Annotated in this window: 15 protein-coding genes and 3 pseudogenes; 15 read left to right on the top strand and 3 right to left on the bottom strand. The window is 54.6% G+C overall.

Features of this window, described 5'->3' with window-relative positions; all coding sequences use genetic code 11:
- From H1B37_RS31630 to H1B37_RS34670, 11 genes and pseudogenes are all read left to right on the top strand, one after another.
- The coding region (locus H1B37_RS31630; protein ID WP_220498472.1) for a hypothetical protein at positions 1–478 on the top strand (478 nt) is incomplete at its 5' end.
- Between the two features lie 89 nt (positions 479–567).
- A complete protein-coding gene (locus H1B37_RS31625) occupies positions 568–1,092 on the top strand; it encodes a sigma-70 family RNA polymerase sigma factor (RefSeq protein WP_182871280.1) in 525 nt (174 codons plus the stop codon).
- Positions 1,092–2,405 carry a DUF1592 domain-containing protein gene (locus H1B37_RS31620; RefSeq protein WP_286178438.1) on the top strand — a complete coding sequence of 438 codons (1,314 nt, stop codon included), beginning with the start codon at positions 1,092–1,094 and terminating at the stop codon, positions 2,403–2,405. The genes H1B37_RS31625 and H1B37_RS31620 overlap by 1 nt, the downstream gene beginning before the upstream one ends.
- 69 nt (positions 2,406–2,474) lie before the next feature.
- Positions 2,475–4,058, top strand: coding sequence for a sulfatase-like hydrolase/transferase (locus tag H1B37_RS31615; RefSeq protein WP_182871279.1), 1,584 nt, complete (start codon positions 2,475–2,477; stop codon positions 4,056–4,058).
- 36 nt (positions 4,059–4,094) lie between these two features.
- Positions 4,095–4,841, top strand: a pseudogene (locus tag H1B37_RS31610) (sulfatase-like hydrolase/transferase); the annotation flags it as partial.
- Positions 4,842–4,861: 20 nt separating this feature from the next.
- The gene (locus H1B37_RS34790) at positions 4,862–5,452 is read left to right on the top strand and encodes a sulfatase-like hydrolase/transferase (protein WP_436299110.1); all 591 of its coding nucleotides are present in this window, start codon (positions 4,862–4,864) and stop codon (positions 5,450–5,452) included.
- 11 nt (positions 5,453–5,463) lie between these two features.
- Entirely contained in the window at positions 5,464–6,018 is a 555-nt protein-coding gene (locus tag H1B37_RS31595) for a sulfatase-like hydrolase/transferase (RefSeq protein WP_286178437.1), read from the top strand.
- Positions 6,019–7,485 (top strand): sulfatase, encoded by a 1,467-nt coding sequence (locus tag H1B37_RS31590; RefSeq protein WP_182871278.1) that lies wholly within the window; start codon positions 6,019–6,021, stop codon positions 7,483–7,485.
- 47 nt (positions 7,486–7,532) lie between these two features.
- Positions 7,533–8,807 carry a Gfo/Idh/MocA family protein gene (locus H1B37_RS31585; protein WP_182871277.1) on the top strand — a complete coding sequence of 425 codons (1,275 nt, stop codon included), beginning with the start codon at positions 7,533–7,535 and terminating at the stop codon, positions 8,805–8,807.
- 14 nt (positions 8,808–8,821) lie between these two features.
- Positions 8,822–9,532, top strand: a complete 711-nt coding sequence (locus H1B37_RS31580) for a 3-keto-disaccharide hydrolase (RefSeq protein ID WP_286178436.1) — start codon at positions 8,822–8,824, stop codon at positions 9,530–9,532.
- Between the two features lie 30 nt (positions 9,533–9,562).
- Positions 9,563–10,270, top strand: a pseudogene (locus H1B37_RS34670) (sulfatase-like hydrolase/transferase); the annotation flags it as partial.
- Here the strand turns inward: H1B37_RS34670 and H1B37_RS31570 are convergent.
- From H1B37_RS31570 to H1B37_RS34215, 3 genes and pseudogenes are all read right to left on the bottom strand, one after another.
- Entirely contained in the window at positions 10,155–13,781 is a 3,627-nt protein-coding gene (locus H1B37_RS31570; protein WP_436299111.1) for an endo-1,4-beta-xylanase, read from the bottom strand. The pseudogene H1B37_RS34670 and the gene H1B37_RS31570 overlap by 116 nt on opposite strands.
- Positions 13,782–13,871: 90 nt before the next feature.
- The gene (locus H1B37_RS34220; RefSeq protein WP_353620967.1) at positions 13,872–14,852 is read right to left on the bottom strand and encodes a hypothetical protein; all 981 of its coding nucleotides are present in this window, start codon (positions 14,850–14,852) and stop codon (positions 13,872–13,874) included.
- Positions 14,853–14,872: 20 nt separating this feature from the next.
- A pseudogene (locus tag H1B37_RS34215) lies at positions 14,873–17,083 on the bottom strand (PVC-type heme-binding CxxCH protein); the annotation flags it as partial.
- A 544-nt stretch (positions 17,084–17,627) separates the two neighbouring features.
- Here H1B37_RS34215 and H1B37_RS31555 point away from each other — a divergent pair.
- The 4 genes from H1B37_RS31555 to H1B37_RS31540 all read left to right on the top strand — a co-directional run.
- On the top strand, positions 17,628–17,939 hold the full coding sequence (locus H1B37_RS31555; protein ID WP_182871275.1) for an endo-1,4-beta-xylanase: 312 nt from the start codon (positions 17,628–17,630) through the stop codon (positions 17,937–17,939).
- 201 nt (positions 17,940–18,140) lie between these two features.
- The gene (locus H1B37_RS31550; RefSeq protein WP_286178433.1) at positions 18,141–18,590 is read left to right on the top strand and encodes a MarR family winged helix-turn-helix transcriptional regulator; all 450 of its coding nucleotides are present in this window, start codon (positions 18,141–18,143) and stop codon (positions 18,588–18,590) included.
- A gap of 58 nt (positions 18,591–18,648) precedes the next feature.
- Positions 18,649–19,140 (top strand): flavodoxin family protein, encoded by a 492-nt coding sequence (locus tag H1B37_RS31545; protein WP_182871274.1) that lies wholly within the window; start codon positions 18,649–18,651, stop codon positions 19,138–19,140.
- Between the two features lie 222 nt (positions 19,141–19,362).
- The coding region (locus tag H1B37_RS31540; RefSeq protein WP_182871273.1) for an RNA 2'-phosphotransferase at positions 19,363–19,528 on the top strand (166 nt) is incomplete at its 3' end.

The following is a 19,528-nucleotide window of genomic DNA, read 5'->3' as shown; positions in this document are numbered from 1 at the left end:
GGCGTTGATTCACGGACACGCTCCAGCAAGCACTACGTTTTGTCAATTCTTCCTATGGTACAGGAGTTCTGCAACGCTAACCCGGATTGAATTGCGTTTGTTTTGTCACAGGTTGTGCCCCGCAAGGGCGTTTCAAACTTGGCTCCAGGAGCGAATTGATGCCCAAACGTTCTACTCACCTAAGTTTGTGATGTGGAGATCGATTCCAAAGCACGAGCAACTCGGCTGGGAGCGGCACTGGCTTGGCAATGAACTTGACCCATCAGCCGTGTTCAACGTGCGTGGTCTTGGCTTGCGTGAGCCGATGTTTAACGCCGATGTATTTCGCCCCATTGGTACTGGGGATTGGCTCATCAAGTTCTTTCACGAACCGGCCCAAAGCACATTTGCTGTAAGCCGAAGGGAGTCGAGGCTTTCCAGCCGCCGAGTCAGCCAAGCAGATGAGAAGCTGATCGTTGTTTTGAGTGAATTCGAATAGGATCAGACATTTTTCTGGATTCCTGTTAACGATTTCCGTCGGCGTTCGGCATACGGTCATCAAACCGTTGTTTTGCGTTGTCGGTGCTTATGGACGAAAATCTGAAACGAGAAGAATTCACCCATCACTGGCTGGAGGTCGAGCCTTCCGTGTCGGCGTACGTCTTCGCGTCAATCTCCAGATTTCATGATGCGGAAGACGATGTTCAGCGGATTGCCCAAGAGCTGGCACGTCGCTTTGATGAATATGACTTCAATCGGCCGTTCGTCGCATGGGCGCTGTGGATCGCAAAGTCGCGTGTGATAGATTACTACCGGGCTGAGGATCGCACGCGGTTCGTTTTTTCCGACGAATTGCTCGGCCAACTCGCTGACACGATTGCGGCTCAGGCTGATGGCCGGAGCGGGCGGCGTGAGGCACTGGAAGCCTGTCTGGAAGAACTCCCGCCAAAGTCGCGCCGGCTACTCGATTTGCGGTACGTGGAAGAATTGTCGGCCGAAGAGACTGCCCGGGAAATTGGTTCCACCGGCGGCTCGGTGCGAGTTCTGCTGTCGCGCGTGCGGACGGCTCTCGCTAGTTGCATTGAGCGACGCATCGCAATGGAGAATGCGTGATGTCCGAAGACGATGATTTCATCGACCGCATTCTCGAAGGAGAACCCCGCGATTCATCGAAGCCCGATCTTCTGGCAAACACAAATACGCAATCACTCAAAGAATTTCTCCATCACGCGTTTCGTCGCCCGCCATTGAAATCGGAAGTTGCTCGATACGAAGCCTTTTACCAATCGCGAGTTGACGGTGGAGAATCCGAGCAAGCCGCTTTCACGACGACATGCAAAGCCATCCTGTGTTCGCCCAATTTTCTCTACGTGGAAACTCCGCCCGACTCGGGGCAAAGCGAAGACAAAGACTACCGACTTGCATCACGTCTGTCTTACTTTCTGTGGAGTTCCATGCCGGACGACGAGCTGCTTCGCGTCGCGGCCAGCGGACGGCTCAGTGAGACGAAAACGTTGCTCGCCCAAACTCGTCGGATGCTAAAGGATCCACGGGCGGAAGCACTGGTCGAAAACTTCACGAATAGCTGGCTGCGACTGCATGAGCTTGGATCGATGCCGCCGGACACACAGAAGTTCACTGCCTACTACGATCGACAGCTTGAACCGCTGATGCGGCGCGAAACTCAGTTGTTCTTTGCGGAAGTCCTGCACAACAACTTAAGTGTCCAACACTTTATCAATTCCGACTTTACATTCGTCAATCGTTACCTCGCCGCACACTACGGATTGCCAAACGTCAAAGGGGACAACTTCCGTCGAGTGACATTGCCAGAGAAATCATTTCGCGGCGGACTACTCGGCCACGCGAGTGTGCTGACGGCAACCTCGAATGGAGTCGAAACGTCTCCCGTCATTCGCGGCATCTGGGTGCTAGAGAACATCTTGGGCTCACCACCTCCGCCGCCGCCACCCGATGTCGAGCCGCTCGAACCGGACATTCGCGGAGCCACTACCATTCGCGAGCAGCTTGCCAAACATCGCAATGTAGCCACGTGCGCGGAGTGCCACCGTAAGATCGATCCGATCGGTTTTGCTTTGGAAAGTTTCGATCCGATCGGCTCGTTTCGGCAGCAATACAGCAATGATTCAGGCAAGCCGGTCAGAATCGTGGACACGACTGGAACGCTCCCGAGTGGAGAATCCTTCGCTGACATCGCCGAGTTGAAGCAATTGCTTCTGAAGCAAAATGCAAAATTCGCGAAGTGCCTGACCGAAAAGATGTTGACTTACGCACTTGGCCGCGAGGTGGGTTTTCAGCAACGCCCCGCAGTTGAGACGATCGTGGACGAACTCGCCGAGCGAGGTAACGGACTTCGTGACCTGGTGGAACTGGTCGTCACCAGCAACGCGTTCAATCAGAACTAACTGTTTGACCCGCCAACCAAATTTCACAAGGCATTCCCACTCACATGCTTGTTACCGTTGCCCAGGGCAATGAAACTTATGAACCTACAGCACCGTTCACTCTACTTAATCATCTCGATCGTCGCATTCTGTGCAGGGGATCTGCACGCGGACGACTCACCACCCAACATTGTGCTGCTCTTCATTGACGACTGGGCTTGGAATGGGTCGCCAGTTGCAATGGATGACGCGCTGGCGAACGCTCGAATGCCGGTGCTCGAGATGCCGAACATCGAACGATTGGCGAAGGAAGGCATGAAGTTTCGCAATGCGTATGCTTCGCCCCAGTGTTCTCCCTCGCGAGTCTGCGTGCAGACGGGACAGTCGTCGCCGCGGAACGGCTACACGGTCTACATGAACAGTCGAGGCCAGGAGTACTACGACGAAAGCCGACAGTACGCAAGTTTCCCGGTGGTCCCCTGCGTCGCCGATCAGACGATTGATCCCGACTCTGTGACCATCCCCGAAGCGCTGAAGCCACTGGGTTACGTCAGCGCTCACATTGGCAAATGGCACATGCGGGGTGACCCTGGCGACGAAGGTTATGTGTTGCACGATGGCAACACTGACAACAAGCCCGGCAATACGCTTGGTTCATTCGCGAAGGAAGGCGAGAAGAAACCACGGCGTTTGCCCCACAACCTGACCGACCCGAAGTTGATGTTCAGCACGACGGAGAAGGCGATTGGTTTCATGGAAGAAAAGGTCGCAGCCAAGATACCATTCTACCTGCAGATTTCGCATTACGCGATGCACGCGGGAAGTGAGTGTCTGCCGGCGACACGTGAGAAGTATGCCAATCATCCGCTTGTTCAGGCTTGGTACAAAGCCAACAGCAAGGACAAAGACACCGTCCGTCTGGGTGATGACCCCGCTGTTTGGCTGGGCATGGCCGAAGACCTGGATGGGCGAATCGGTGCCGTTTTGGACAAGATCAAATCGCTGGGCATCGAAGACAACACCTACGTTGTCCTGGTTTCCGACAACGGATACCGGCACAAAGAGTTGCACTTGGATCCTGAGCTTAAGCAACCGCACCACGGAGCGAAGTGGTGGGTCTGGCAGGGCGGTATTCGCGTTCCAATGATCGTAAAAGGTCCGGGCATTGCCGCTGGCAGTTCCTTCCGCGGCAACATCGTCAACTACGACTTTCTGCCAACGTTCGTCGATTGGGCAGGCGGTAATCCGGACACGCTCGAAGACATCGATGGTGTGAGCCTGGCGGGTTACATGTCAGGCAAGGAGCCCGACGACGCTTTTCTGCAACGCAATTTGTACTTTCACTACCCACATTATCGATCCGGCATGCCGCACTCGGCCGTCGTTTCCGGCGATTTGAAACTGCTGCACTTCTATGACAGCCCAAACACTCCCATGTTGTTTGACCTGTCGACGGACATGGGCGAAGTCACCAACATTGCAGGGCAACTCCCAGATCGACACAAGGAGATGTACCGCGAAATGATGGACTACTTTGAATCCGTTGATGCGCGCATCCCCAAGATGAATCCTGACTTTGATCCAAGCGTCTACGAGGCTAATCAGGACTACGCCAAGCGAAAGAAGTGGGGAGCGTTCGATGGAAGCCGGCCGCTTGAAGATGATGAGAAGTGATTGCCCTGCTGTGAGGCATCTTCACCGATGTGAAGCTTTACCAATGGGCACACCGCTGGAGTCTTCTGTGCGCCCAGTCGCGCAGCGATTTTCTCGGGTCAATACGCTTCGACAACCGGATGCTACCAGACTCCGAACTACTTTGTGCATCATCCGGAGATTGAGTCGCTGCAAACGAGCTTTGCCAAAGCGGGTTACACCACGCTTGGCGCTGGCAAGCTGTTTCATCATTCGGCCGGAGCGATCGACCAGCGTGGATGGACAGAGTTCTTCCTGCGAAATCAGTTTCAACACGAAGGCGGCTGGGCGCTGGAATCGTGGAGCAGTGACACACCCGTGCCGCAACCCTTTCCGGCAAGTGTTTACAACAAAGGCAAAGAGATTACCGGCGGACTGTTTCTGGAATGGGGGGCAGTTCCGAAGGAACGGGAAGAGGAGATGGCCGACACGATTCGAGCCAACTGGGCGGTCGAACAATTGAAGCAAAAACACGACAAGCCGTTCTTTCTGGCCTGCGGCTTCTACGCTCCTCATTACCCCAACTACTGCCCGCAGAAGTATTTCGATCTGTACGATCGAGACGCCATCGAGACTCCCGCGTTCAAAGAAGATGACTTGGCAGATTTACCGGACAAGATTCGCAAGCAACGTCAAAATCGCAAGAAAGTGCATTACGACAGGCTCGTCGCAATGGGAGCCTGGAAGGACGCTTTGCATGGATACCTTGCCTGCACAAGCTACGCCGACGCAATGGTCGGGCGGATTGCCGAACTGCCAGAGAATTATGAAAAGGCAAACAAACGATGAATCAATTCACTCAATCGTTGCTCTGCGGCGTTTGCCTGCTCGCTACTCTGGCCTTTGATTTCAGTGCAGCGCTGGCAAACGATCGAAAGCCCAACGTTATCGTCATCCTCGCAGACGACCTCGGCTATGGCGATCTGTCGTGCTATGCCGCGGAAGACATTGCCACGCCGAATATCGACCGCATGGCGACAGAGGGAGCGAAGTTCAACAGCTTCTATGTTTCGGCCGTCTGGGGATTCAACACGGTCGGATGGGTGCAGGAAGTGACCGTGCGTAAGTGGCGACATTCGCGGGCATTCACGATCGATGAGTATCGCGCGCTCGACATGCCCTATTGCCACCTACTTCCCTTCACCGAATCGCACCAGTGGGAAAAGCACACGGTCCACTACGATTTTCGGAGCAACGACTGGAAGGAATGGGCCGACTACGTCGCACGATCTCACTGTGCTGAGCTCAGTGACGAACGAAACCTGATTGGCTACTTCTACAGCGACTGTCCGACGTGGACACACTCAATGCCGGACAACGAATGGCGCGGCCCGATCTTTGATCCGGAAAGCATGACACCAGAGGAGTTGGAATAGTGGTGTCGAAAATGTTGAAACGATTATTCACTCACGCTGTATTCTGGACCGCTGTGCTCATTGGGGACGCGGGCGTCGAGGCAGCAGGCAGGCCAAACATCGTGGTCTTTCTGACGGACGATCAGGGATACGGTGACCTTGGTTGCTACGGCTCCGATTCGCTTGAAACGCCGAACATCGATCGGCTGTGTCGGCAAGGGATGAAGTTCACGGACTTCTATGTGCACCAACGCTGCTCGCCAACTCGCCTGGCGTTCGTCGTACCACGTTCCGTGATTCGTCACGGTCAATGGAAGTTGCTGGTTCGAGAACTCAAGCCAGGCGGAAAGAGCGGGCGCGAAGAAAAGCGTCCTTCCGCGCCTGCAGGATCGCTCTTCAATCTTGCAGTTGATCCTGGCGAGACACGAGACGTCTCAGCCGACCACCCCGAAATCGTCGCAGACCTGCGTCGTCGAATGGATAAGGCAGTCAGGGAACTCGAAGCGAACAGCCGACCGATCGGCAGACTCCCCGAGACATCATCTTCCGCAACCAAGAACAACGTCAAGAAAACGAAGAACCAGTAAATGCGTTTCACACTCGTACTATCAATATTCGCCGGCGCGATCGTTTCGCTATTCACACATTCGATCTGCGCAGCCGCGCCGCCTGACAAGCCGATGAATGTGCTGTTTCTCGTGGCCGACGATTTGAACAGCTGGATGTTGGAAGACGTGGATCGCTATGCAGGCAAGGTGGTCGCGCCAAATCTTCGCAAGCTCGCCAGCAGTGGAGTGAACTTCACGCGAGCCTACACCGCGGCACCGGTTTGTTCGCCTTCTCGCACAGCCTTCTTTTCAGGGGTCGCGCCGTGGAGGTCGGGAATCTACATCAACGCACAGACCATCAGCAAAAGTGAGATACTGAATCAGGGTGACGTGTTATCTCTGGCCGGGTCGTTCAAGAAGAGCGGCTACGGCACCTTCGGTTACGGAAAAATCACCCACGGTTGGGACCAAAGACAGCATTGGGACGACAAGGTTGGCCACAAGCGAGATCCAGCTCCTCCCGGAGCACCTCTGGCCAAACTCAGCGGGGGAGAGCAGGACTGGGGGCCCATTCATCTCACCGAAGAACAGATGAATGACACGCTCGGAGCCGACAGGGCGGTTGCTGTTCTGCAGAGACAACACGACAAGCCGTTCTTCCTGGCTTATGGCTCATTTAATCCGCACATGCCCTGGTATGTCCCGAAGAAATACTTCGACATGTACCCGCTGGATCAGATCGTCCTTCCTGAATTGCGGGAGGACGATTTGGATGACCTTCCTCCGCTCGCCAGAGCAGTCAGTGACGGGATCGGGAGCTTCGCCGACAAGGTCATCAAAGCTGGCAAACACAAAGAAGCGGTTCAGGCCTACCTGGCCACGACCACGTATGTCGACACTCAGATGGGGCGGGTTCTCGATGCCCTCGAAAAAAGCCCCTACAAGGACAACACCATTGTCGTCTTCCTCACTGATCACGGCTTCCACCTGGGCGAAAAACATCACTGGCAAAAAACCACCCTTTGGGAAGAGGGAACTCACACGCTGTTGATGTTTCGCTCGCCCGGAGTCACCGAAGCCGGGGGTGTTTCTGAACGCTTCGTGTCCCTGCTGGACATCTACCCCACCCTGGCTGAACTCTGTGGTCTGACGCCGCCCGCGACCATCGATGGACGCTCGCTGGTCCCCCTGCTAAAAGACCCGATGGCTCCGTGGCAAAGCACGGCTATCACCGGATTGTGTCATAAGACCAAAACGGACCTTGCCTACATCAGCATCCGCCACGAACTCGGACGCTATACCCGTTATGGGGCGGATGAAGAAGAGTTCTACGACACCACCAAGGATCCTCACGAATGGACCAATCAGGTTGACGACCCGGAATACGCCGCAACAGTCAAGAAACTCCGCGCTCTGGTCCCCAGTTTCGAAGACGCCGCCCAACCCCTTCCCTCTGCCTTGCCCCAAAAGCGTCGGGGAAACCCAAAAGAGAAAAAGAAGAAATAGTTCAGTCCTTTCAAATCATGAAAACAAGCCGAACCACAGGACCTGCCATGAATCACTCCACTCGAAATCACTCTTCACGTCGCACTGCGATTATGTCGATCGGCGTGACCACCACGCTGGCCGCGTCAGGTCTCGTGCCGTCAGCAATCTACGCTGCGCCGCCAACATCGGCGAATGACAAACTCCGTGTCGGGCTAATCGGTGCGGGCGGGCGAGCCAAATGGCTGACGCGTGCGTTGGGTCGCGAATCTCATCGAGCCGAACTGGTCGCCGTCTGCGATTGCTACTTGCCGCAGATCGATGTTCTTGCGGCTGACAACAAGAACAATCCGCGGGCCGGTGATTCCTGGAAACGCTATCAAAGTTACGAGCAGATGTTCGAGCAGGAAGATCTCGACGCGGTCATGATCGCGACGCCGGATCATGTACGAGTGCGGGCGGCAATCATCGCCTGTGCCAAGGGTCTGGATATCTACGCAGAAAAGCCGCTCAGCTTCAGCATTCCCGAAGGCCGCGCACTGGTGCAGGCCGTGCGAAAACACAAACGCGTGCTGCAGGTTGGTACACAACAACGCAGCACACCGATCAATCAATATGCTTGCGAATTTGTGCGCGACGGCGGACTTGGCAAAGTTTCGACGATCCTCGTGAAGAATTACTCAGGCTCTCGGCCTGCGACGGGTCTCGACCAGCAACCCATCCCCAAAGGCATGGATTGGAATCTTTTTTGTGATCAAGCACCGCTGCTTGACTATCACGAACGACTTCACCGTAGGTGGCGGAGTTACGACGCATTCACAGGCGGCCCCATTTGCGATCGTGGTTCGCACGCACTGGACATGGTTCACCTTGCCATGGGGTGGGAGAACGTGGCGCCAACGCGGATCGAACCCACCACTGAAGCGAAGAGTTTCTGGGATCGTGGGGTTCGACTGTACTATCCCGACGGCACTGTCATTCGGCTGGAAAGTACGGATGGTCCCGCGTTCGGCGGCATATTCATCGGCCAGCAGGGCAAACTCGAAATCAATCGAGGACGCTTCGCGTGCAATCCGAAGGACTTACTCGCTCCATTCACCGGGTCACAAACGGAATCGCACGTCGCAAACTGGCTGGACTGCATCGAAACCCGTGAACAGCCTAATGCGCCGGTGGAAGTCGGCCATCTGATTACCAGCGTCGCGCACCTGATCAATATCTGTCGGATTACCGGTCGCACGATCAATTGGGACGCGGACAACGAGCAGATCATCGGCGATAAGGCGGCAAATGCAATGTTGACCAAAGAACGACGTCCTGAATTTTCTCTCCCTAGTGTTTAACAACAGGAATTCAAATGATTGCAGATTTACTGGGGCGTTCTGTTCGTTCAACGACGCAACGCCATATCTCCATCCTCGTACTTCTTGTCAGTTCGCTTTGCTGGGGCTCCGCGTTCGCTGGTGATTGGGTGACCTTGTTCGATGGCAAGAGCCTCGAAGGTTGGAAACCATCACGTGACAACACACAGTTCGCGTTGTCCGAAGGAGTCATTGTTGGCACCAGCTCCAGCCAGACACAGTTCTTGCACACCGTTGAATCGTACGGTGACTTTGAACTCGAATTGGAAGTCAAACTTCACGACACCGACTTAAATTCGGGGATTCAAATCCGGACTCAGTTGACGCGTACCAACGACGCCGGCAAGGTTCGTCCGTCCATCCACGGACCACAGGTGGATATTGGAAAATCTCCCGGGCGCAGTGGCTGCATTTTCAACCAGGGAAACGGCGCATGGATAACGCCGAAAGAAGACCTGATTCGCAATGAAGCGATGGTGAACGGCCACTGGAACACACTTCGAGTCTTGGCCAAAGGGCCACGAATTCAAACATGGATCAATGGCAAACAGGTTTCGGACGTCACTGATGATGAGGCCTATGCGAAGTATCCTTCGGGTGTGATTGCTTTGCAGGTGCACGGCGTCAAGAAGTCGCCGGAGAAAGCACGCCACGTTTCGTTTCGATCCATTCGCGTTCGCAGAATCGAATCTGCATCTGGCATGTAACACCCGATCATCCAAATCCTTCACGAAGACATGAACACCGGACCACGTTCGAGGACTTGTTGCATCGCAGCTTGCCTGCTCGTCGTTTGGAGCGCTCTCGGAGCCGCCGCGTATGACCGCCCCAACGTCATTGTCATCATGGCGGACGATATCGGCGCTGAGGGGCTGGCCTGCTACGGCAGCACGATTTACACGACTCCACATCTGAACCAGATGGCCGCCGAAGGGATTCGCTTTAACAACGCGTATGCAACGCCGCTATGCACTCCAACACGCGTGATGATCATGAGCGGCCTGTATCCCAACCGGACCGGCTATAGAGCCCTGATCGGAAAGAGCGAAGGAGTTCGCCTGGTGCCGGAGATCAGAACCTTCGCCCATGATTTCCGCGACGCCGGCTACGCCACTGCGATCGCCGGAAAGTGGCAGCTTGGCAAGTTCGATGAGTGCCCAAATCAGCCAGTCGAACATGGGTTCGATGAATACTGCATGTGGACCTGGTTCTACAAAGGAAAGAAGTCGAGTCGTTACTACGGTCCACAAATTTATCGAGACGGCAAGGTCACGGACGGTGACGCCGATGATTTCGGGCCGGATGACTACCGCGACTTCGTGCTGGATTTTATCGATCGAAAATCGTCATTCCCGCGAGGGCTGGTGCTTCCGTTACGATCGCTGAAAAATCACCCTGACCACCGTCTTCAATCTTCACGTTCTTTGACGGTTCGGGGGCTCTCTTGGCAGCATCGTCATCGCTCTCTGCCACCGTCACAATACTGGCATACGCCGGCTTCGCATTGTTGTTGCCGTCAAAAAGAAGAGGATGTTGCCCCCACCTCCATGTTCGTCGATCGTTCAGGCCCCAAAAAGTAACGCGTTCGATGACGTCTTCATGCTTCTTGAAGATAGCAAACAGCCTTGCGTAGTCGTCGGCCTGAGCGTTCAAGTCGTCAACGGTTGGAGGAGCACTGTTGCGAAACCGTCGTCTTCCGAATTGACCGCTGGATTCACCACGGATTGTCACGTCGAGTTCGGTGATACTGACTTTCAGTCCAAGCGATGCATAGTCGGTGATCGCCTTTTCGATGTCTTCGAAAGGAACTCGCCCGCTTCGCCAATGCCCTTGGATGCCGACGGCATCGATGGGAGCACCATCGGCAAGGAGTCGTTTAAGCAGCACCATCGAACTTGCATGCTTGGGTCCCGATTCGATGTTGTAGTCGTTGTAGTAGAGCACCGCATCGGGATCTGCCTGTCTAGCAAACTTGAATGCCAAAGTGAGAAACTCGGGGCCGAGCGTTTGCAACCAATTCGAGTTGCGTAGATTTTCCGTCTTCGCGGTTTCAGAGTTCCCACCATCGTTGATGGCTTCATTGACCACATCCCAGCTCTGCAACTTCCCTTTGTACCGTCCCGCAAGCGTTTCAATATGTTGTTTCATTCGCCGCTTGACCGTCTCGGGATCACGCCCCTCGAAGAACCAATTGGGCGTCTGCGCATGCCAAACCAAGGTGTGGCCGTGGATGGTCATGTCGTTCTTTTCGGCCCACTGCACCAAAGCATCGGTCTGCTCAAAATCCCAACGATCTTCGGCCGGGTGAACTCGCTCGGGCTTCATGCAGTTTTCGGGAGTGATCGCGGCAAAATGCTCGGCGGCTAGTTTCAGCTCCTCCTCTGAATAACGCAAAGGAAGGTCACCGGCCATGCCGACCAGGAATGAGTCTTTGAATGCGTCTCTTATAAGGCGATCGATTTTGACTTCGACCACCGGAGTAGAATCTTCCTTTGGTGGTGACTTGGGAAGCTCACGCGTGGCAAGCGACTGCTGAGCATCCGCCCCACGCAGCATTGATTCCTTTGCGTTTTCCGAGACCAAGTCATCAACAGATTTCGACTTCTTCGCTGTTGCCGTTTCCGTTGCGAAGTCGCCTACCTTTCGCGAAAACAGAATCTTGTCGCCCTCGATCTGCCCCTCGTATTCAATGCGAATTTCGTTTCCACCAAAATTCAGGTTTTCGACGAACGAGATGGCATCGCCGGCCCGTTTGACCTGCTCAAAGGTAACGTCGCGTGAGCGACCATTGACGTCAGCTTTCGCCGTCGCGGAGAGTTTGCCGCTTTCCTTGCTAAACGTCATTGCATAACTTTGGACGCCGATTCGAGTATCAAAGTCGACCTTCCAGTTGCCCAACAGGCTGTCCTCGGGCTGAAACAACAGAGGGGCGAATTCCTTCAAGCTGCGTCGCCAAGTCTGCCATTCGTGGGCGGTTTCGGGAGACAGGTAGTAGTGGGCATTGATTCCCATCTCCTTCAATTGCTTCACGGAGTCAGCCGGGTTGCCTCCCCGACGAGTTCGACCACCGTCGACCTCTTTGCTTCCGTAGCTAACGAACACGAGTTCGACTTTGTCTTTGAATCCTTCCGTGTTCTCAACATCCTCTTTTCCAATCGTGGCTCCACTGAAGAGGCCGATGTGTGAAAACTTGTCAAGGTTGCGTAGCGTGATTGACTTCGTTTCCATGCTGCCCATCGACAGTCCAGCCATGGCACGATTCGGTTGATCGGTCAGAGTGCGGAAGTTCTGGTCGATATGGGGGATGAGTTCGTCAACCAGAACGGTTTCAAAATCCTTGATGTCAAAGTTGCGAAGGCCTCCCATGCGAATTTCGTTGGTCATGCCATAGGTCATAACGATGATGAAGGGCTTCGTCTTTCCTTCCGCGATCAAATTGTCCATGATCAGACCCGCGTGGCCTTGGACGCTCCAGCCGTATTCGTTTTCGCCCCAGCCGTGTAGCAAGTACAGCACTGGGTAGCGTACTTCTTGGTTTCTGTCGTAGCCCGGTGGTGTGTAAACGAAAGCTCGCCGCTCGGAATCCGTGCTATCTGAATGAAAGTAGATCTCGCGAACTTGGCCGTGGGGAACGTTTTTCAGTGCGTAGAAATCACGATCGTGGGCGGGTATTTCAATTCCGCTCCCCCAACGCATTGCTCCGAAATAGTATTTGCTGTTGGGATCCGGAACGTGGGCACCATCGATGATCAGCTCATAGTAGTGGAAGCCTTCGTCAAGAGGTCGTGAGTATCCGATCCATGCCCCATCTGCACCTTTGACGAACTCGGTGCTGTCGCGAAATGTCGTTGCCACGCTCTTCGCCTCCGGCGCGACGACTCGAAACTTGATTCGACCTTGGGAATTGACCTGCGGGTAGTCCGTTCCCGCTTGATTCGTAGATGCCGGCTTAAAATCGTCTTTGATGCCTTCAGGAACATTGCTTCCAGCAGCCGCGTTCTCATCTTTGTTCGCAGAAGGTTGTTCATTCGATTCGGTCGTCGTGTCTTCTTGCAGCTCTGAGGCCTTGGATGTCTCCTGAAATACCAGTTGAGCAAAGTAGTACAGATTGTTGCGCCAGTGGGTCGGATCGTGTCCGTGCGAGTCAACATTCCAGATGTGCGGAATTTCGTTCTCATTCAAATAGCGCTGCAGACGTTGACTGACTCGGATCAATCCGTCTTTGTTTCCACATGACAAGTAGAGTAGCTCAAGTTGTTCCTTCGTCTTTTCTGGATCGGGGACCAACTCCTCCGGGGCCTTGGTATTGGGCGCGGACGAGAATCCGCCGACCCAGGCAAACGTGTCCAGGTTGGTCAGTCCAAAGTTCAGCGACTGGCCACCGCCCATCGACAAGCCGGCCAGGGCTCGATGTTCTCGATCGGCCTGAACGGAATAACGCGACTCGATGGTGGGAATGACGTCATCGAGCAAGTCTTTCTCAAAAACGGCAAATGCTGGAGCACTCGCCATCACATTGCCTTCGGCGCGATCATTCTTCTGCGCGCGACCGTTCGGCATCACCACAATCATCGGAACCGCTTTGCCATCCGCGATGAGGTTGTCAAACAACACATCAGGTGACGCAAAACGCTGCCACTCGGTTTCGTCGCCGCCAATGCCGTGCAACAAATACAAGACAGGGTACTTCTTCTCGCTCGAGTACCCCGGAGGCGTGTAGACGTTCATCTTGCGCGTCGTGCCGACCGTCTTCGACTCATAGTCGATCATCTCCAACTTGCCGTGCGGAATGTCTTCCCGCTTTGCGACGATGCTATCTGCAGGATCGGGATAAGTTTGCTTGTCTTCGGGGCCAAGTTCAATCGGGCCGCCGAATCCGCCTCCGCGACGACCTTGGCGAGGACGTTCCGGGTTTTGCTCCTGTGCTTGGGCAACGGCACTGGCAAGCTGTAGCATGCCGAGCAGGACTAGAACAACTAATTTTCTCATAAGAGGGTCTCGATACAGAAGAAGAGGAGTAGGAACGTCAACGATTCACCGTCAGGTCTAGTGACCGTCACCGGCAAACTCGACGGTCACCGCAAACACGAGCGGAAGCGAAAAGTCACCGCCTTTTATGAACTCGATTTTCGTAAGTGCTTTGTCAGCGTCGGTAGGAATCTTCAAGTAGCGGATTTGCTTCCTGCCAGCTTCAATCGCCTTCTTCGATTCCGGCACATCCTCGCCCGCTTGGTAAGTCACGATGTGCTTGCCGTTGACCAATTCAAAGTCACTTGTGCTTCCGTCAGCGTAATGACGACGGACGATCATGCTGGTCGTTTCATCCTTGAAACGCGGGTAGGCAGCCCAGGCGACGCCCCCCAACATGTGAATCGCTTTCACGTTTCCAGCGCAGTCGAGGCTAGCCGAGTCTGGCAACGTGCTTGGGAATCGCGATGATTGACGTTGCAAACCGATGATATTGGCGATCCGATCTCCCTGGGGATCGACCAATTCGAACGGAACGCCTTCGACCTCCACACGCCCGTAGGAATCGAGCACAAACTTGTCTCCAGGTCGTCCGCGGAATCCGGGGAGGCCTTTCTCGCTGTTGATGGTCGCAGCGCTAGAAAGGTTCAGCGGCGCATACTTGCCACGTTTGGCGAGAAACGACAGCAGATCCGTCATTTCAGTTTTACTGATCGAGCTTTCAAAACCCTCTGGCATCAATGACTTGGGCGACGAAGTCAATTGCTCAATGTCTTCGCGAAGGACCAGCTTTTCTTTGCCTTGCGTGTCGATGATGCGTAGCGAGTTTGCCGACTCGCCGGCTAGCATTCCTGAGAGCACATTTCCGTCGACGGTCAAAATCTGGTACGTGCGGAAGTTGCTTTCGACGCTTCGCGATGGATCGAGGACGTTCATCAAGATTTCTTCTTTGGGATGAACCGCCATGCCCGTCAAGTTAGGACCGATTTCTTGTCCGATTTCGCCATGGATGTGACAAGCCGAGCAGTGTTTCTTGAACATCGCCAGGCCGTTCGTCACATCGCCTTCCTCGGCAGCGACCGGTAGACTCGGGCAAAACGTTTGTCTCGCAGATCACTTTCGTAAGCAGCTCCTTTGCCGGTTTGGAAACCGTTGGGCGTCGGGTTGTGCTGAACAATGTAGTTGTACCAATCCACGACCCATGCGTTGCCATCGGGACCGACCTCCGACATGATCGGAGCTGACCAGTCATCGATGCTGGCAACCGTGTTGAACGCGTTTCGCGAACGATAGCTTGCACCGTCCTTCTCCAGCACGAAAGAACCGACGAGGTGTCCCGTCGGACCGCAGGCCATCTGAATGCGGTTCCACCAAGTCGGTGGATAGTTGCGAGCAGTGTAGATTGCCGAGCCGCATCCGGCCGTGAATCCACCGTGCCAGTCGACTTGACGAATGCGATCATCGATCGGATCGAACCGATGCGATTGGGCAATATTCTGAAGCGTCTCGGGCGACCAGCCGGCGACTTGATCGTAATACCGATTGGGAATCGGCATGTGAACGCTCGGGCAACCGTTGGCCGTTGAACCAAAGACATAGCCTTCCTCGCTGAAACCTAGCCCCCAGGTGTTGTTGTTCGTGCCTCGCATGAACTCCAATGCATCGACACGGATTGTGTGCTGATCGAAGTCGCTTGATTGTTTGTCTGCGACTTTGCTCGTTTCTGCGTCGATCGCATAGGCTGGCGCTGTCTCATCCGAGGCACCCGCCTTGACCTTGAATCGCCAAAACCCTTGGCGGAAACGCATTTGCGGTTCGCCGTTGATGACGGGCTGGGAATTGTTGTAGCCCTGCATGCCCCAGATCCAATTGTCGGGGCCATACTGAAAATTGCTAACGCCGCCGTGGGTGTCCCCCAGCGCCCAACCGGTAATCAGCGACTGTCGAAAATCGGCTTTGTCGTCCCCGTCGATGTCTTTCAAGTAGATCGTCTCTTCGCCGTCCTGGGCGATCACACCACCCCGGTAGCAAACCAATGTCGACGGAATGCTCAGGTTTTCTGCAAAGACCGTGAACTTGTCAGCCTGGCCGTCGTTGTCGGTATCTTCGCAAATCTTGATGCGGTCGCGGCCGAGAGCTGATTTCTCTTTAAGTTCATTGGGATAGTCCACCGTTTCGCAAATCCACAGACGCCCGTCCTCGTCCCAGGTCATCGCGATCGGCTTGCCCTTTAGTCCCGCGGTCTTGTCCTTTTGTTGGCGATCGCCGGGCCAGTTGTCGGTCGACTCCTTGGCCCAGATTGCGAGATGCATGTCTTCCGGAGTCGCGAATGCTTTGATGGATTCTTCTGCTGGTAGAGGATCTTGCATCTTCGAGAATGGTTCGGCCTGCGTTCCCCACTGGGCACCCGGCGTGTAGTTGGGGATCTTCGCCCCCACGTCTGTCGCAGAAAATCCTTCATCGTCGACCGAAGGCGTATTCATTGCCGGCGCGGAAAAGGGACGATTCGCAGCGACTACCGCTTCCGCTTTGGGATCTGCAGGCTTGCCACTGTCGGCCGAAGCGGCGGTGAGCGTCTGACCACAGGCCCACAACGCACCTCGTGCGAGCAACTTTTGAAAGTCAGTGTTGGACCACGTTCGATGATCGTGCCCCCACGCTGTATAGAAAACGCGTCCTTTTCCGCTTGTCCTGATCCATGTGTAAGGTTCACCATCGGGATCGCTCACGGGGCCGGATTCGTCGCTCCGCGTCTCAAGGACTGTCATGTCCGGATTGAGCTTGCTGTGTCGGTAGCTTTCGTCCATCGACCGAACCGGTTTCAGCCCCCGCATGATCTCATGGTCGGAAGCCACGATCTTGGTTTCAAAGCGGGTGAGCCCGTGACTTCGAAACTGACCGCCAACCAATTCGATGTACTTATCGGAATTGAGAAAACAGAACGAAGCGCAGTGAACGGGGATCAGGCCTCCACCATTGTGAACATACTTCAGCAGAGCCGACTCGGCCTTCGGTGTGATTTGTTCGATGTTTGCAAAGACCATCAGCCCTTCATACTTGGCAAGATTCTCTTCGTTAACGTCGCTCAGCTTTTCCGTATAAACAAGTGCGATCCCTTGCTCTTTGAGCGGACCCGCGAGATGCCGATAGAATTCGGACGGCTTATGGAATCCACTGTCACCAAGCATCAATACCGAGACTTGTGATTCTCGAGCCGATGCGAAGCCGCTCGCGAGAAAGACAAGGACGAGCAGACTTGCAGTTGCAAGGTGTTTTGATAGAGCAGTCATTTTGTTTCTGGTAGGCCGATTCGGTTGACGGTGCATGCTCCACCAGTTCGATGTCCATCGAGGCAGGTAGAGCTGGATTCCCGGTGGACAACATGCCGCCGTCAGTGGGGCGAGATCTCGCGAATGATGGAACGGCGGCACTGTGCGTTATAGCCAGATTAAGCTCAACGGAAATGAGGAATTGCGCACCTGCACGGAGATATTTCACAAGCTCGAAGCAGGTCCGCTCGGCAGATAACCGTGCGTACACGCATAAACCCCAGGCCGGAGTGAAAGTTCTGCAAATCGGTAAGCCAATCGATTATTTTCAGGGATATTTCGATTTCATTGGGCGAATTCAACGAGACAACGCACCGCCTCCTATTGAGCAAGAGAATTGCATTGCGCGGCAGCTGTGGGCCATTCGCTGGAATTGGCGACGCTGCGTCATTTGGGCCAGCGTCCATTTGCCAGGCTGCGAGGATCGTAACGAAGTGGACCGCGTTGCCAGCAGCTGCCCCCTCGATGCACTTGGAATGGTTTCAAAAGTCGGGACTACGCCCTCATGTGTTTGTTGTGTACACTTTTCCACAGTGGAGTTGTTTCACGGCCTCATCTCGGTGATCGCGTCGCCACCGTTGTCGGTCGCTATCATGAGTCGGCAACGATGTGGGACGTCGTCAATGAAGCACTGGCGGACGGAGACAAAGGCTATCTCTGCGAATCGGTGTACAGCACTACCACGGGAATCGACTTCATCGAAACGGCATTTCGCACCGCGCGCAAACACGATCCCGATGCTCTGCTCATTTGCAACGATTACAATTGCCACTTTCCCGGCAAACGCAAGAAGCTGATTCGGTTGCTTGCATCTTGAACGACCCGCCTACGAAGTCTGGGCTTCCGCTTTAAGACCGATCTTTCAAGAAACCCTTGGTCCACCAGCTGCGACCGATAACGCGCCTAATCCGACGGGTATCCCGTCGGAGACCGATCCATGATGGGTGCATCACGAACGCCCATAGATCGACGAAGGCGGCCATCAGACATTTTTTTCGCATAGGAGTCGCTTGAATAGATGAAGGAATCCACACAGCAAGAGCGAGAGTTGCCGTTAGCATTGCGTGCGGCCTACATGGCGCTTCACCGCAACACGGAGGCAGCGTTTGCTCAGCACGGCGTGACCGCTGACCAATTTGTGCTTCTATTGGCACTCTCGGAGGGCCAAGCATTAACGCAGCGTGAACTGGCCGACCGAATCTCCTCTGACCCGAGTACGGTTCGAGCGATGCTGGTGTTACTGGAAAAGATGGAACTGATCCAAAGGGCGAGCCACCCAACCGATTCCCGCGCCAAAACCGTTGCGCTGACCGCCAGCGGAAAACGAAAGCTGCGCAAGCTTTGGAAAGCCGGGCAATCCATCCGCGATGAAATGTACGGGTGCATGACGCCGGATGAGGCGGACACGTTGATCCGCCAGTTAAGAAACATCACTTCCACGCTCAATCAAGAAAAATCACTCGTTTAGCGTCCGTCGATAAGATCGCCAATTCTCAGCACTTCATCCCCCACAAACTGAAAGCTCGATGACGAAGATTTTGGTTCTTTACCATTCAAATACCAAGAACACTCAGCTTATGGCGGAGCTGGTGGCTGAAGGTGCGCAGCAGCTCGACGATACTGAAGTTCGCCTGCGAAACATCGCAGAGGCCGATCATACGGACTTGGAATGGTGTGAGGGACTCGCGCTTGGCTCTCCGACCAACTACGGCTGCGTGAGTTGGCAGATGAAGCAGTGGTGGGACCAACAACCCATCGAAAACTGGGGCAAACGCGACGGAAAAATCGGCTGCGTTTTTTCTTCCGCCGGAGCTTGGGGTGGCGGCCAGGAATGGACCTGCATGGCATTGCTGTCCATTCTGATCAACTACGGTTTTCTCGTTTTCGGCTTGACCGATTATTCCGGCATCAAATTCTCGGCTCACTACGGAGCCATATCCGCGGGCGCCCCTGAGGAAGAACGAGTGCAAGAGGCCTGTCGCCGACTCGGGAGAAGGGTGGGCGCCAGGACATCCTGAACATCGGAGGCTTCAGCGACGCCGTCTTCAACGTCGTTAGTAACTTCCTAGAGTCTGACACCAATCGCTTCGTCCGCGAGGTCAAAGCCGTTGCGCTGTAATGTGGGACAGGCATCTTGCCTGTCAATGCAAAGGACACGCTGGAAGCGTATCCCACTTTAAAACGCCCGTGACGGAAATCTCTGTCGCGGGTGTTTTCTCGTTTGCGGTACAATCTCAGTCATGAAATCTAAAGATAAACTCGTCTCCACCAGCAAATTCCTTAGCTTGGTCCTTCGGCATCGCCCCGAGGTGATTGAAGCAAAGCTAGACCATGAAGGTTGGCTTGCAATCGACGAATTGATTGCCCAAGCGAACGCTCATGGAAAGGCAATTACGCTCCAGCTAT

Source organism: Stieleria mannarensis (genome assembly GCF_014154935.1).
In the GTDB taxonomy this organism is placed as follows: domain Bacteria; phylum Planctomycetota; class Planctomycetia; order Pirellulales; family Pirellulaceae; genus Stieleria; species Stieleria mannarensis.
This window is presented reverse-complemented; position numbering and strand designations above follow the sequence as displayed.